We start from the raw sequence: 13099 nt of genomic DNA on the forward strand, positions 1-13099 counted from the left end.
ATCGTCGGCGCCCTGGGCGCGGCCATGCTGCGTCGGCCCGGCGTCGTGCTGTACGACTGGATCGCGACGCTGTCCCACAAGCTATCCGCGCGCGGGCTGGCGCCCAGGCCTTTCCAGGCCGAGGTGGCCGCGCAGGGTGTCGTGCTCGTAATCCGTGCGGAACAGCCCGCGGCGCTGCAGCACGGGGATCACCTGCTCGACGAAGTCGTCGATGCCGCCGGGCAGCGAAGGCGGCATCAGGTTGAAGCCGTCGGCCCCTTCGTTGCGGTACCAGTGCTCCATCCGGTCGGCGATCTGTTCGGGCGTGCCCACCATCGTGCAGTGGCCGCCGCCGGCCGCCAGCCGCCCGAGCAGTTGGCGGACGGTGGGCCGTTCGGTCTCGATGATGCGCAGAATGGTCGCGTACCGGCCCTTCGGACCCGTGAACCCGGACAGCGGCGGCAGGGGCGGCACGGGCGCGTCCAGCTCCCAGGCTGAGCAGTCCTGCAGCACGAAAGTGCCCAGTTGGCGCAGCGACGCGTCGCTGGGCAGCAGCACGTCCAGTTCGCGCTGCTTGGCCCGGGCCTCGGCTTCGGTCGAACCCACGTAAGTGACCAGGCCCGGCATGATGGGCACGAAGGCCTTGCGGCCGGCGGCCAGCACCCGCTGCTTGATGTCGCGGTAATAGGCCTGGGCGGCGGGCAGGTCATAGGCGACCGCGTAGATGGCCTCGGCGCGCCGGGCGGCCAGGTCGCGGCCCTGGTCCGATGCCCCCGCCTGGAACAGCACGGGATGCCCCTGGGGCGGCCGCGGCACGGTAAGCGGCCCGTCCACCAGGAAGTGTTCGCCGCGGTGATTGATCTTGCGCACGCGTTCCGGCACGCCATAGACGCCGGCGCGGTCGATGGCCAGGGCGTCCTCTTCCCAGGAGTCGAACAGCCGCAGCGCGACGTCGACGAATTCCTCGGCGCGCGCGTAGCGCCAGTCGTGGCCGGGCATGGATTCGTAGCCATGGTTGCGCGCTTCCGCGTCGAACATGGAGGTCACGACGTTCCAGCCCATCCGCCCGCCGGAAATGTGGTCCAGCGAAGCGACCATGCGGGCCGCGTGGAAGGGCGTGAAGAACGTGCTGGAAACCGTGCTGATCAGGCCGATGCGGGTGGTGGCGCGCGCGATGGCGGCCATGGCGGTCAGCGGCTCCAGGTACCAGCGCGGTCCGTCGCCGATATTGTCGACGGATTGGCCGTCGGCGAAGAAGACGGCGTCGAGCTTGCCGCGCTCGGCGGTGCGGGCGAGTTCCTCGTAATAGCGGATGTCGCCCAGGCGTTCCACGGGGGAATCCGGATGGCGCCAGGCGGCGCGATGGTGGCCGCAACCGAAAATGAATAGGTTCAGGTGCAACATGGCGGTCAGTGTCCGGCGGGGCCGGAGGCGAGGGGGCAGGGTTGGGCTTTCGGCGGACACGCGAACGGGCGCCGCAAGCGGGCGAACTTAGCACAAATGCCGGACCGCGGGGCCGCTTGCCGTCCTGCGCAAATGCGTTGACATTGGCGCGCCGCTCTCCTAATCTTGCGGCAATTCCTGGGGGAGCCTCTTACGGGCTGAGATTCCGCGTCGCCGCGGTAACCCTTTGAACCTGATCCGGGTAATGCCGGCGAAGGGAAGGACATCGCAAGACTCGCGCGCCCTCCCTAGCTTTCCATTCATCTTGCGGTCCCCCTTGGTCGGGCGGGGCCGCCGCGTTGCGCCTCCGGCTGTGGCCGGCAGCGGGAGGACCGATCCTTATGCTGACCCAACCCGTCGCCCTGATGTGGCTGCTGCTGTTCTCGGGCGGCTTCGCCCTGGCCAGCGTCCTGTATACCCGGCGCAAGCGCGGCACGCTGGAAGACTATATCGTGGCCCGCAACAGCCAGGGGCCGGTCGGCACGATCCTGACCCTGATGGCGTCCACGCTGGGCGCATGGATCCTGTTTTCGCCCGCCCAGGCGGCGACCTGGGGCGGCCTGGCGGCGGTGATCGGCTACGCGCTGGGCTCGATGTCGCCGCGGCTGGTGATGATTCCGCTGGGCCGGCGCATGCGCGAACTGATCCCGCACGGGCACACCCTGACCGAGTTCCTGATGGCCCGCTACGGCCGCCCCATGTACGGGCTGGCGCTGTTCATCATGCTGTTCTACCTCTTCATCGCGCTGTCGGCGGAAGTCACGGCGATCTCCAAGCTGGTCGCCATGCTGGCGCCCGTGCCGCTGTGGGCGACGGCCGCCATCGTGATGGGCACCACCTTGCTCTACACCAGCTACGGCGGCCTGCGCTCTTCCATCTTCACGGACCAGGTGCAGATGATGGTGATCGTGCCCTTGCTGGTGGTCCTGTGCGCGGTCGGCTGGCAGGCGGCGGGCGGAGCGCTGCCCACCATCGAGGCGCTGCAGGCCAAGGCCCCCCAGTTGCTGGACCTGACCGACCCGGTGGGCGTGAAGGCGGGGCTGACGTTCTTCGTGGCGATCCTGCTGACCGGCATCTTCCACCAGGGCAATTGGCAGCGCATCTACGCCGCGCGCGACGCGCGCACCATGCGCAACGGCTTCCTGCTGGGCGGCGTGCTGGTCGCTCCGTTCATTTTCCTGATGGGCCTGTTCGGCCTGGCCTTCGTGGGCCTGGCCCCCCAAGGCGACAGTTCCATCGCGCTGTTCAGCGTCATCATGCCGCACGCGCCCGCGTGGTTCGTGATCGCCCTGATCCCGCTGGGCCTGTCCCTGGTCATGAGCACGGCGGACACGGCGATCAGCGCCGTCTCCAGCATCATCGCGGTCGACCTGCGGCGCCTGATGCCCAACGCCGGATCCATGACCATGAAACGCCTGGCGCGCTGGCTGGTGCTGCTGATGGCCATTCCCGTCATGATCGTGGCCTCGCAGGGATACAGCGTGCTGTACCTGTTCCTGCTGGCCGACCTGCTGTGCTCGGCGGCCGCGTTCCCGGTGTTCTACGGCCTCTTCAGCCGCAAGCATGACGGCCTGACGGCCACCGCCGCGACGATCAGCGGCCTGGCCGCCGGCCTGTTCTACTTCCCGGCGCCAGGCGACAAGCCGACGTACCTGCTGGAATCCTTCCTGCTGGCCGCGCTGGTGCCGGTCGCGACCACCGTGCTGATGCGCTGCCTGCTGCGCGGCCGCAAGGAGTTCGATTTTTCGACCTTGAGCGCGGCAGTGCGCAGGCTGGACCAGGACACCGTCTGAACCGGCGGCGGGGCCGGCGCCCCAAGGGCGCCGATCAGCGCGCGATGCGCACCGAATCCGCGCTCCCGTTGGAGGATGCCGGAGCACGGAATTTACACCGACTCCACCGGGCGCGCATCGCGAGCTGGAAATGTTCTCTCTGGGTCCCGTGATGACGATCGGACGAATCGATGCTCCGTCCCGCGGGGGTTGTGCGATCCTCCAGACTTCGATATACAGAAGGGCCTCGATTGACGAAACGCTGCGCGCGGATTACCCCTATCCGAAGATGGAACAAGGATGAGAACGGCACTGATCGAATTCCCGGCGAACCGGGCGCCGATGTTTTTCTTGCAGGGGCTGCGCGCGATCAGCGCCCGCCTGGCGCGTATCGAAAGCGCGTTCGAAGGTTGGGACGGGAGGCCCTGACATCATGTCCGACCTGAAACCGCCGCGGCCCGTCGCCCTCGTCACCGGTTCAACTTCCGGCATCGGCGAGGCCATCGCCCGCCGGCTCTCGCACGAAGGCTACGCCGTCATCCTGCATTCGCGCAGTTCGGTCGAAACCGGCCGCGTCCTGGCCCGCGAATTGGGCAATGCGGCATACGTCCAGGCGGACCTGTCGGTGGATGCCGACAGGGTAAGGCTGGTGCGGGAGGCAACGGCGCGGTGGGGCAGGCTCGATGTCCTGGTCAACAATGCCGGCATCAGCCAGGTGATTCCCCATGCCGATCTGGCGGCGGCAACGCCGGACGTCTGGCATACCCTGCACGAGGTCAACGTCGTCGCGCCGTTTCGCCTGGTCGCCGAAGCGGAGTCCGCGCTGCGCGAGGCCGCGGCCCGAGGGAAGGCCGGCTGTGTGGTGAACGTCAGCTCCCATGCGGGCGTCAGGCCCAAAGGGGCGTCCATTCCCTATGCCGCGACCAAGGCCGCCTTGAACCATGTCACGCGTTTGCTGGCGCTTTCGCTTGCCCCGGCCATCCGCGTCAATGCGGTTGCTCCGGGCCTGGTGGACACGCCGCTGACCGCGGATTGGACGCAGGCGCGGCAGCTATGGCAGGACAGGGCGCCGATGCGCCGGTCCGCCGGCCCGGAAGAAATCGCCCAGGTGGTGGCCATGCTGGTGGCATCGGACTACCTGACCGGCGAGATCCTGCTGGCCGACGGCGGCTTGAATCTCACCTGACCGTCTCGCGCTCGACCAGCACGCACGGCACGACAATGTCGCGCGCCGGGGCCTGGCCGGACATCCGTTCGCACAGCAGCGTCACGGCGGCGTCCACCATGGGTTCCACGCGCTGGCGGATGGTGGTCAGCCGGTACGCTCCCCAGGCTGCCTGCGGCACGTCGTCAAAGCCGATCACGCCTACGTCTTCGGGGATGCGCAAGCCCAGTTCCAGGCGCAGCACGTCCATGGCCGCAATCGCCATGTGGTCGTTGGCGACAAAGACGGCATCCGGCCGATCGGCCCGGTCGAACAGGCGCCGCACGGCATCCTGAGCGCCTGTGAAGCTGTAGTTGCCCGTGTCGCGATACGCTACGCGCGTACCCAGTTCGGCCAGCGCCTGATTGAAACCCCGTTCGCGTTCCATGCTGGTGGAGGAGTCTTCCAGCCCCGCCAGGAACGCAATGCGTTGGTAGCCTCGCGCCACCAGCAATTCGGCCGCCAGCCGGCCGCCGGCGGCGTTGTCGGAGGTGACGGACCCGGTGGCGTAACGCGCCAGGCCGGCCAGGTCCGATACGCGGTTGAACTGCACGACCGGCACGCCCACGTCCAGGCAGCTTTTCGCCAATGTGGGAGACAGCATCGCCGACGCCAGCACAATCCCGTCGACCTGGTATTGCAGGATGTCGGCCAGCACGCCGTCCGCGCCTTCGTCGATGTTCGCGATGAACATCAGCACGTGGTAACCCTGTTTCTGCAGTTTCTGCGACAGTTTTTCGATCACCAGCGGATAGAACTGGTTTTCCAGGTAGCTCATGACCAGTGCAACGATCCGGCTCTGGCGCGTGATCAGGCTGCACGCCAGCGCGTTGGGCCGGTAACCCAGGCGCTGGGCGGCCGCCAGCACCTTGCGCCGCATTTCTTCGGACACGCTTGCGCCTGGCGTGAAGGTCCGGCTGACGGCCGACTGGGAAACTTGTGCCAGGTCGGCCACATCCTGCGCGCGGGGGGCGGTCTTCATGCGGCGGTCCAGCCTCCGTCGAGCATCAGTGCACTGCCCGTCATCAAGCTGGACGCACTGCTGGCCAGGAACACGGCGGCCCCCATGATTTCATCGAGCCGGCCGACACGGCCCAATGCAATCCGTTCGCACACCCATTGCCTGAAGCCAGGTTCGTCGAACATGGCCGATGTCATGGGTGTTTCGATAAAGGTCGGGCAGATCGAATTCACCCGTATGCCATGGGCGCCCAGTTCCCAGGCCAGGGCCTTGGTCATGCCTTCCATGGCATGTTTGCTGGCGCAATACAGCACGCGGCGCGGGCTGCCCACGCTTCCCATCTGCGATGAAACATTGATGATGGAACCCGGCCGCCGCGCCGTCAGCAGCCGACGCGCCACAGCGCGGCTGACGTACAGCGCGGCCTTGACGTTCAGGTCGAATACCGCGTCGATGTCCTGGTCCGTTTGTTCGACCAGGGGCGCCGGCCGGTTCATGCCCGCGTTGTTGACCAGAATGTCGTACGGCGCGGCATCCGCGACGGCGGCTTCCACGTCGGCCGAGCGGGTGACGTCCAGCACGACAAAATCGCTGGACACCTGTTCCTTGCGGAGCGCCCCGCATACGTTCCGCAGCTCGGTCTCGCGGCGCGCCGCCACCGTGACATGGGCGCCGGCCCGGCCCAGCGCGGCGGCAATGGCAAGCCCGATGCCGCCGCTGCCGCCCGTCACCAGGGCGCGTTGCCCATCCAGCCGAAAACTGGGGCTAGCAGGCAGTTCGGTCATGCCTGTTCCTTTACGGGTTCATACCAGGGCAGGTCGGGGCGGCGGCCATAGCGGCGCACGCGGATATTGGCCTGTTCGCCATGCCCCGCGAAGTTCTCCATATGGCACAAGCGAGAGCAGTATTCGCCCATGGCAACGCTGGCTTCATCGGTCAGCACGCGTTGATAGGTGCATGTCTTCAGGAACTTGCCCACCCACAGGCCGCCGGTGTAGCGCGCGTTGCGGTTGGTGGGCAGCGTGTGGTTGGTGCCGATGACCTTGTCGCCGAAACTGACGTTGGTGCGCGGTCCCAGGAACAGCGCGCCGTAGTTGGTCATGTTGTTCAGGAAATAATCCGGCTCGCGCGTCATGACCTGTACGTGTTCGAACGCCAGGTCGTTGGCCACCTGCGCCATTTCTTCCAGCGTGTCGCACACGATGACTTCGCCGCAGTCTGCCCAGCTTTGCCTGGCGACGGCCGCAGTAGGCAGTATCGTCAGTTGGCGTTCGACTTCGGCCAGCGTGTCTCTAGCCAGCTTTTCGCTATTGGTCAGCAGTACGGCGGGCGAGGTCGGGCCATGTTCTGCCTGGCCCAGCAAGTCGACGGCACACAATTCGCCGTCGACGCTGTCATCGGCAATGACCAGCGTTTCGGTGGGGCCCGCAAACAGATCGATCCCGACGCGGCCATACAGTTGGCGTTTGGCCTCGGCCACGAACATATTTCCCGGCCCAACCAGCATGTCCACCGGCGCCACGCTGGGGGTGCCTACGGCCATGGCCACCACGGCCTGCACACCGCCCAGCACCAGGATTTCATCGGCGCCCGCCATGTCCATGGCCGTGACAATGGCTGGATGCGGCTTGCCTTGATACGGCGGCGCCGTGGACACGACGCGTTTTACGCCGGCAACTTTTGCGGTTAGTACGCTCATGTGGGCCGAGGCCAGCAAGGGGTATTTCCCGCCCGGGATATAACAGCCCACCGCATTTACCGGGATGTGCTTGTGGCCCAGCACTACGCCGGGATAGGTCTCGACTTCCACATCCCGCATCGAGTCGCGCTGGATCTGCGCAAAATTGCGGACCTGTTTTTGTGCGAACGCGATGTCGTCGATTTCACGGCCGGACAGTTGCTTGCGCGCCGCCTCGATCTCGTCGCGCGACAAGCGGAAATCCTGGGGATCCCAATTGTCGAACTTGCGGCTGTATTCGCGAACGGCATCGTCGCCCTCTTGTTCGATGTGGCGGATGATGCCTTCGACCGTGGTACGCACCTTGGCGTCGTCGTCGGTCTTGACCTCGGCCGTGCGGCCGCGTTTCAGGTATCGGATCATGGTGATGTAGCCCTGCGTAGGCAGTAAGTGATGGAACGGCGGGGCTCCACATTCAGAGCTTTGCATGCGTATGCAAATAAGGGAAAACCCTTGTTGTTTCGTGCCGCAATCAAGTCCGCACGATCAGCGGGAAAACCCCGATAGAACCTCATGTCGACTTCGATAGAATCCGTATTCACTGTCCGGAAATCGTCGCGTGGACATGGCAAACCCCCTTTAATTCTCATTTTCTCGCCTGGGTCTTCTGATCTCAATGTAGCGGGAGCAAAAAAATATGCCCACAACTGAATACGTATTCAATACCTCTGAACTAGATGTGCTGTTGAAACAGCCGTTGGGGGCGAAGCTGCCAGTGGTCGACCGGGCCGAAGGTGTCTACATCTACGACACCGACGGCCGCGATTATCTGGATGGCTCGGGTGGCGCCATGACCGTATCGATCGGCCATGGCGTGCGGCCGGTGCTGGACGCGATGCATCACCAGGCCGAACGCGTGTGTTTTACCTATCGTTCGCATTTCACCAGCGCGGCCGCGGAATCCCTGGCGGCCACATTGACCGAGCTGGCGCCGGCCGGCGTGACCCACGCGTTTTTCGTCAACAGCGGGTCCGAGGCTACCGAATTGGCACTGCGCACTGCCCAGCAATACTGGCGCGACCGCGGCCAGCCCGGCAAAACCCACGTGCTGGGCCGGGACATCAGCTATCACGGCATGACGATGGGCGCGCTCTCCATGTCGGGCCATACCGCCCGCCGCGCCGATTACGGCAACCTGCTGCACACGTTCGCGGTGGCTCCGCCGCCGTATCCCTATCGTTTTCCCCTTTCGGGCACGGATGCCGACGGCCATGGCGCCATGGTGTGGGACCGCATCATCCGCGAATATGGCGCGGACAAGGTCGCGGCCATCATTGTCGAGCCGGTGGTGGGTGCGGCGGGGGGCGCGCTGACCCCGCCCATCGGATACCTGCGTACGCTGCGCGAAATCTGCGACCGCCACGACGTGCTGCTGATTGCCGATGAGGTAATTACGGGTATGGGCCGCACCGGGAAATGGTTCGCCTGCGAGCATGACGGCGTGTCGCCGGACATGATTGCCACGGGCAAGGGTATGACGTCAGGCTATACCCCCATGGGCGCGGTGCTGTTTCACCAACGCATCATTGCCGCATTCGCTGCCACTGGAAAAACCGTGCCGTTCGGCCACACCTTCAGCGCAAACCCGCTAAGCGCCGCAACCTGCCTGGCGGTGGTGAATTACATGCGCGACCGGAACGTGCTGGAAAACGTCGCCGCCCGCGGCAAGCAACTGGAAGCCGGCCTGCGGCGCCTGGCGCAGCGCTATCCGTGGATGGCGGACATCCGCGGCCGCGGTCTGCTGTGGGGCTTCGAGTTCGTGACCGATCCGCACTCCCGCGGCCTGCCGGAGGCCGCTTTGAACGCAAACGCGTTGTTCACCGCGCATTGCTTCCGGGCCGGCCTGATTGTCTACACCGCCGGTATTGCGCCATTGAACAACGCTACCTTGCTGGCGCCACCGTTGGTGATTACAGAAGTGGAGATGGACGATCTGCTTGCCCGCCTGGAGGCCGGGATGATCAGTTTCGCATCTGAAATGGGATTTACCGCATGACCGGCGCCCGCAAGGTGCGCAGTAACCATCACGGCCAGGTCCGCAGCCGATAAAGCATCAATAACCCATCCATCCTGGCCAGCACATATTCGCGCCGGGCAGATTGCCCGGCTTTTCAAGGGGAACATAATGATTTCAGGCAAAGGTATCGATCGCCGCACCGTACTGAAAGCGGGCGTCGCCGCATTGGGCTCGTCGCTGTCCGGAATATCCTGGGCCCAGGGTACCGGCGACTCGTTGACGATGGGCATCATTTCCCAGCAGACCGGTACGTTCGCGTATGCGGGCGCGCTGGTGTTGAAGGGCGCGCAGCTTGCCGTCGAAGAGCGCGGCGGGAACATTCTTGGCAACAAGATCAACCTGGTGGTGCGGGATGACGAGGGCAAGCCTGCCGTGGGAGTGCGCCGTCTGACTGAAGCGATCTCGTCGGACAAACTGCGCTATTTCGCCGGCAATTTCTCAAGCGCGGTCGGGTTGGCCGAGCTGGAGGTCGCGCGCCAGGAAAAGGTGCTGCAGTACGCGGCAGGCGGCACCGAGGACATCACGGGATCACGGTGCAGCCCGTATACGTTCCAGTGGTCGGCCAACGCCTACACGGCGCTGCGCGCCACGCTGGAGTACGTCGCCAAGACCATGCCGGACAAGAAGAAAATCTACACCATTACCGCGGACTATGCGTTTGGCCAATCGCTGCTGCGATACGCCCAGGTGGCGGCCAAGGAGCTGGGCCTGGAACTGGTCGGCAACGACAACCATCCGTCGGGCGAACGCCAATTCACGCAATACTTCACCAAAGCCCTGTCGACGCGCCCCGACATTATCTGCCTGTTGACCGCCGGCGCCGACGCCGTATCGGCGGTGCGCCAGTTTCACAGCTTCGGCGTGAAGACCGTGCAGCTCGTGGGGCCGTGGACACTCGAAATCGAACAAATGCAGGAACTGTCGCCAGCAATGCTCAACGGCATGATCCTGGGTTTGAATTATTACCAGGATATCGATACACCGGTGAACAAGTCGTTCGTCGAGCGCTATCTGAAGGCATACGACACGGTGCCGTCCTACGCCGCGGCGTATGGCTACGACTCGATGCGCACGCTTTTCATGGCCATGGAAAAGGCGAAGAGCATTGAGGTCGAGGCGGTGATCAAGACGCTGGAAGGCATGCAGTACGACAGCATCTTCGGCCCCACGCATATCGACGCCCGTACGCACCAGACCGTGCGGCCGTACTACGTCGTGAAATGCAAGGCGCCCGATGCCATGAAGAACAAATTCGATATGGCCGCCATCGTCTCGCAAGGCGAAAGCCCGCAGCCGCCCGAGCTGAACCAGTGCAAGCGCACGGTGTGAGTTCGATTGTGTACGACACCAGGCGCGCAGCGCCTGGGATTAATCCACATCAAGGCCAACCATGATTTCTTTGTTAGCCGCGCAACTCCTGAACGGGTTGGCGATAGGAATGATCTACGCGCTGACCGCGTTCGGACTCTCCATCATCAAAGGGCTGCTTAATGTCCCCAACTTCGCGCATGGTGCCTTTTACGCACTGGGCGCCTATGTTTGTTTCGCCGCCATGCAGGTCGGGATGCCGTTCGGGCTGGCGCTGCTGGTCGCGTTCGTGGGGCCCGCGGCGGTCGGCATCATCGTCGAAAAGCTGGGCGTGGCCCGCTTGATGAGCGGCCCTTATCTGTATCAGTTGCTGTTTCTGTTCGGCACGGCCCTGGTCCTGGAACAGTTGATCATCATTATTTGGGGTACGGTAGGGCTGAGCGTCCAACCGCCGGAAGCGCTGCAGGGCGCTTTCGACCTGGGATTCACCTGGCTTCCCAAGTACCTGGTGTTCAACGGCGCCATGGCCGCACTGACGATCGCCGTGGTCTGGCTGCTGATCGAACGCACCCGCCTGGGATCGCAGATACGGGCGGGTATCGACAAACGGGAAATGGCGCAGTGCCTGGGCATAGACGTATCCAGACTGGTGACCGCCGGGTTTGCGCTGGGCTCGGGCCTGGCCGGCCTGTCGGGCGGCCTGGTGCTGCCGCTGCTGGGCGCGAACGCAACCATGGGGGCGGACATGCTGTCGATCGCTTTCGTGGTGCTGGTGATCGGCGGCCTCGGGTCGTTGTATGGCGCGCTGGCGGCCGGGATTCTGGTCGGCATCATCCAGAGCGTGTCGTCCGTCTTTGTGCCGTCGGCCAGCACGGTGCTGATCTACGTGGCCATGGTTGCCACATTGATGATCCGTCCCCAGGGACTGTTCGGGGAACGCTGATGCAACGTACGCCTTCTACCTATCTGATGTCGGCCATCGCCGTCGCCGTGGCCATCGCGGCGCCGCTCTGCATGCCGATCAATATCGCCACCGAGATCATGATCTTCGGTATCTTCGCCCTGGCTACCTATCTGCTGATCAGCGTGGCCGGCCTTTATTCCTTTGGCCAGGCCGCGTTTTTCGGCGTGGGCGGCTATGTGGCGGGGTACGTGTACATCAACACGGAACTTCCGCTCATCGCGGGCCTGGTGCTGGCGGCGCTGGGCAGCGCGCTGGTTGCCCTGGCGGTCGGGATGATGAGCGCCAAGCGAACGGGCATCTATTTCATGATGCTGACGTTCGCCTTCAACCAGATGATCTATTACCTGGCATACAGTTGGCACAGCGTGACTGGCGGCGAAGACGGCCTGGGGGGAATACGCAGGCCGGACATCTCCATTCCCGGCATCGGGACGATCGATATCTCCAACCACGTGAATTTCTATATCCTGGCCGCGGTGGTGTTCGTTGTCGTATTCGCGGGCTTGTATCAACTGATAAACAGTCCGCTCGGGCTGGTGTTGAATGCCGCCAGGCAGAATGCCCGCCGCACCGCATCGCTGGGGTTTTCCGTCTACCGGGCCCAGTTGCTGGCATTCGTGATCGCGGGGGCGACGTCGGGCGTGGCCGGCGCGTTGTTCGCGATGCTGTATCGGATCATGCCTATCGATGCGATCGCGTGGACCAACTCCGGCACGGCGGTATTCATGGTGATCATCGGCGGCATGTCGTCGATCTTCGGTCCGGTGATCGGCGCGGCGATTTTCATCTGGCTGCAGGGATTCTTCAGCGTCATATGGGCGCGCTGGCCGCTGCTGTTCGGCGTCTTCATCATTCTGGTGGTGCTGTTCCTGAAGGGCGGCGCTATCGAGCTGTTCGATCGCGTGCGCCGCTTGTTCGGCTCCCGGGCACAACAAAGGAGCGTGTCATGAGCGCAGCGATCAGCACCTCGACCTACGCCTTCGAGGCCCGCCACGTCACCAAGAAATTCGGCGCCAACGTGGTCATCGAAGACCTGTCCATCGGTTTCGAGCCCGGCATGCTGCACAGCATCCTGGGCCCCAACGGCGCCGGCAAAACCACGTTGTTCAACTTGCTGACCCGCGACCTGCCGGTCACCAGCGGGGAAATCCTGCTCAGGGGCGCATCCGTCACCAATCTGAAGCCCCATCAGATCGCGCGGCGCGGGGTAGGGCGTTCGTACCAGATTTCCAGCGTGTACCTGGACCTGACCTTTCTGGAAAACGTATGGCTGGCCGCGTATCGTGCCGCGCATAAGGGGCGCACCGGGTGGTGGCGCAATGTGCGCAGCTACGACACCCTGCGCGTTCAGGCCAGCGAGCTGCTGCAAACGCTGGGTCTGGATCAATACGAAAACACCTTGGCGAAGTCGGTGTCCTACGGCGACCAACGCCTGCTGGAAATCGCCGTGACGCTCGCCACGCGGCCCGAGATACTGCTACTGGACGAGCCCACGGCCGGCCTGTCGCAGCGCGAAACCGAACGGGTAAAGACGTTCATTGCATCGATCAAATCCGACTACACCATCGTGATGATCGAACACAAAATGAACGTGGTGATGGAAATTTCCGATCGCATTCACGTCATGAGCCGCGGAGCGCTGATCGCCGCCGGGACGGCGGAAGAAATTTCAAAGAACCAGGCCGTACACGCCGCCTATTTTGGACTTTAAAA

The 13099-nt window shown here is 64.2% G+C and carries 11 protein-coding genes and 1 riboswitch; of the genes, 7 read left to right on the forward strand and 4 right to left on the reverse strand.

Translation table 11 applies throughout. The annotated features are described in order from the left end of the window. Nucleotides 1-81 precede the first annotated feature (81 nt). On the reverse strand, nucleotides 82-1383 hold the full coding sequence (locus tag WHX56_RS17080) for an LLM class flavin-dependent oxidoreductase (RefSeq protein WP_338878466.1): 1302 nt from the start codon (nucleotides 1381-1383) through the stop codon (nucleotides 82-84). A 169-nt stretch (nucleotides 1384-1552) separates the two neighbouring features. Then, a riboswitch (TPP riboswitch) is annotated at nucleotides 1553-1659 on the forward strand. A gap of 104 nt (nucleotides 1660-1763) precedes the next feature. On the opposite strand from WHX56_RS17080, the gene WHX56_RS17085 reads away from it, so the two are divergent. Then, on the forward strand, nucleotides 1764-3215 hold the full coding sequence (locus WHX56_RS17085; RefSeq protein WP_129242066.1) for a sodium:solute symporter family protein: 1452 nt from the start codon (nucleotides 1764-1766) through the stop codon (nucleotides 3213-3215). 412 nt (nucleotides 3216-3627) lie between these two features. After that, nucleotides 3628-4380 (forward strand): SDR family NAD(P)-dependent oxidoreductase, encoded by a 753-nt coding sequence (locus tag WHX56_RS17090; RefSeq protein WP_129242064.1) that lies wholly within the window; start codon nucleotides 3628-3630, stop codon nucleotides 4378-4380. Here WHX56_RS17090 and WHX56_RS17095 read toward each other — a convergent pair. Genes WHX56_RS17095 through hisD form a run of 3 tightly spaced genes read right to left on the reverse strand, consistent with a single transcriptional unit; the run spans nucleotide 4373 to nucleotide 7460 of the window. After that, entirely contained in the window at nucleotides 4373-5380 is a 1008-nt protein-coding gene (locus WHX56_RS17095; RefSeq protein WP_338878467.1) for a LacI family DNA-binding transcriptional regulator, read from the reverse strand. The genes WHX56_RS17090 and WHX56_RS17095 overlap by 8 nt on opposite strands. After that, a complete protein-coding gene (locus WHX56_RS17100; protein WP_338878468.1) occupies nucleotides 5377-6144 on the reverse strand; it encodes an SDR family NAD(P)-dependent oxidoreductase in 768 nt (255 codons plus the stop codon). Before WHX56_RS17100 ends, WHX56_RS17095 begins: the two co-directional genes overlap by 4 nt. Continuing rightward, on the reverse strand, nucleotides 6141-7460 hold the full coding sequence (hisD, locus tag WHX56_RS17105) for a histidinol dehydrogenase (protein ID WP_338878469.1): 1320 nt from the start codon (nucleotides 7458-7460) through the stop codon (nucleotides 6141-6143). The genes WHX56_RS17100 and hisD overlap by 4 nt, the downstream gene beginning before the upstream one ends. A 274-nt stretch (nucleotides 7461-7734) precedes the next feature. On the opposite strand from hisD, the gene WHX56_RS17110 reads away from it, so the two are divergent. The 5 genes from WHX56_RS17110 (at nucleotide 7735) to WHX56_RS17130 (ending at nucleotide 13097) form a co-directional block, all read left to right on the forward strand. Continuing rightward, entirely contained in the window at nucleotides 7735-9093 is a 1359-nt protein-coding gene (locus WHX56_RS17110; protein WP_338878470.1) for an aspartate aminotransferase family protein, read from the forward strand. A 129-nt stretch (nucleotides 9094-9222) separates the two neighbouring features. After that, nucleotides 9223-10443: an ABC transporter substrate-binding protein gene (locus tag WHX56_RS17115; RefSeq protein WP_129242059.1), complete on the forward strand. Its 1221-nt coding sequence runs from the start codon at nucleotides 9223-9225 to the stop codon at nucleotides 10441-10443. Between the two features lie 109 nt (nucleotides 10444-10552). Further along, entirely contained in the window at nucleotides 10553-11365 is an 813-nt protein-coding gene (locus WHX56_RS17120; RefSeq protein ID WP_165360219.1) for a branched-chain amino acid ABC transporter permease, read from the forward strand. A 47-nt stretch (nucleotides 11366-11412) separates the two neighbouring features. Beyond that, nucleotides 11413-12336 carry a branched-chain amino acid ABC transporter permease gene (locus tag WHX56_RS17125; protein WP_287755008.1) on the forward strand — a complete coding sequence of 308 codons (924 nt, stop codon included), beginning with the start codon at nucleotides 11413-11415 and terminating at the stop codon, nucleotides 12334-12336. Continuing rightward, nucleotides 12333-13097 (forward strand): ABC transporter ATP-binding protein, encoded by a 765-nt coding sequence (locus WHX56_RS17130; RefSeq protein ID WP_165360217.1) that lies wholly within the window; start codon nucleotides 12333-12335, stop codon nucleotides 13095-13097. The genes WHX56_RS17125 and WHX56_RS17130 overlap by 4 nt, the downstream gene beginning before the upstream one ends. Nucleotides 13098-13099: the final 2 nt, after the last annotated feature.

The sequence above is a fragment of the Achromobacter veterisilvae genome (genome assembly GCF_037619525.1).
Lineage (GTDB): Bacteria > Pseudomonadota > Gammaproteobacteria > Burkholderiales > Burkholderiaceae_B > Achromobacter > Achromobacter veterisilvae.

Bases quoted from the DNA above. Each gene is read 5' to 3' on its own strand.
- WHX56_RS17080 (WP_338878466.1), bottom strand. From the start codon at position 1,383: ATGTTGCACCTGAACCTATTCATTTTCGGTTGCGGCCACCATCGCGCC.
- WHX56_RS17085 (WP_129242066.1), top strand. From the start codon at position 1,764: ATGCTGACCCAACCCGTCGCCCTGATGTGGCTGCTGCTGTTCTCGGGC.
- WHX56_RS17090 (WP_129242064.1), top strand. From the start codon at position 3,628: ATGTCCGACCTGAAACCGCCGCGGCCCGTCGCCCTCGTCACCGGTTCA.
- WHX56_RS17095 (WP_338878467.1), bottom strand. From the start codon at position 5,380: ATGAAGACCGCCCCCCGCGCGCAGGATGTGGCCGACCTGGCACAAGTT.
- WHX56_RS17100 (WP_338878468.1), bottom strand. From the start codon at position 6,144: ATGACCGAACTGCCTGCTAGCCCCAGTTTTCGGCTGGATGGGCAACGC.
- hisD (WP_338878469.1), bottom strand. From the start codon at position 7,460: ATGATCCGATACCTGAAACGCGGCCGCACGGCCGAGGTCAAGACCGAC.
- WHX56_RS17110 (WP_338878470.1), top strand. From the start codon at position 7,735: ATGCCCACAACTGAATACGTATTCAATACCTCTGAACTAGATGTGCTG.
- WHX56_RS17115 (WP_129242059.1), top strand. From the start codon at position 9,223: ATGATTTCAGGCAAAGGTATCGATCGCCGCACCGTACTGAAAGCGGGC.
- WHX56_RS17120 (WP_165360219.1), top strand. From the start codon at position 10,553: ATGATCTACGCGCTGACCGCGTTCGGACTCTCCATCATCAAAGGGCTG.
- WHX56_RS17130 (WP_165360217.1), top strand. From the start codon at position 12,333: ATGAGCGCAGCGATCAGCACCTCGACCTACGCCTTCGAGGCCCGCCAC.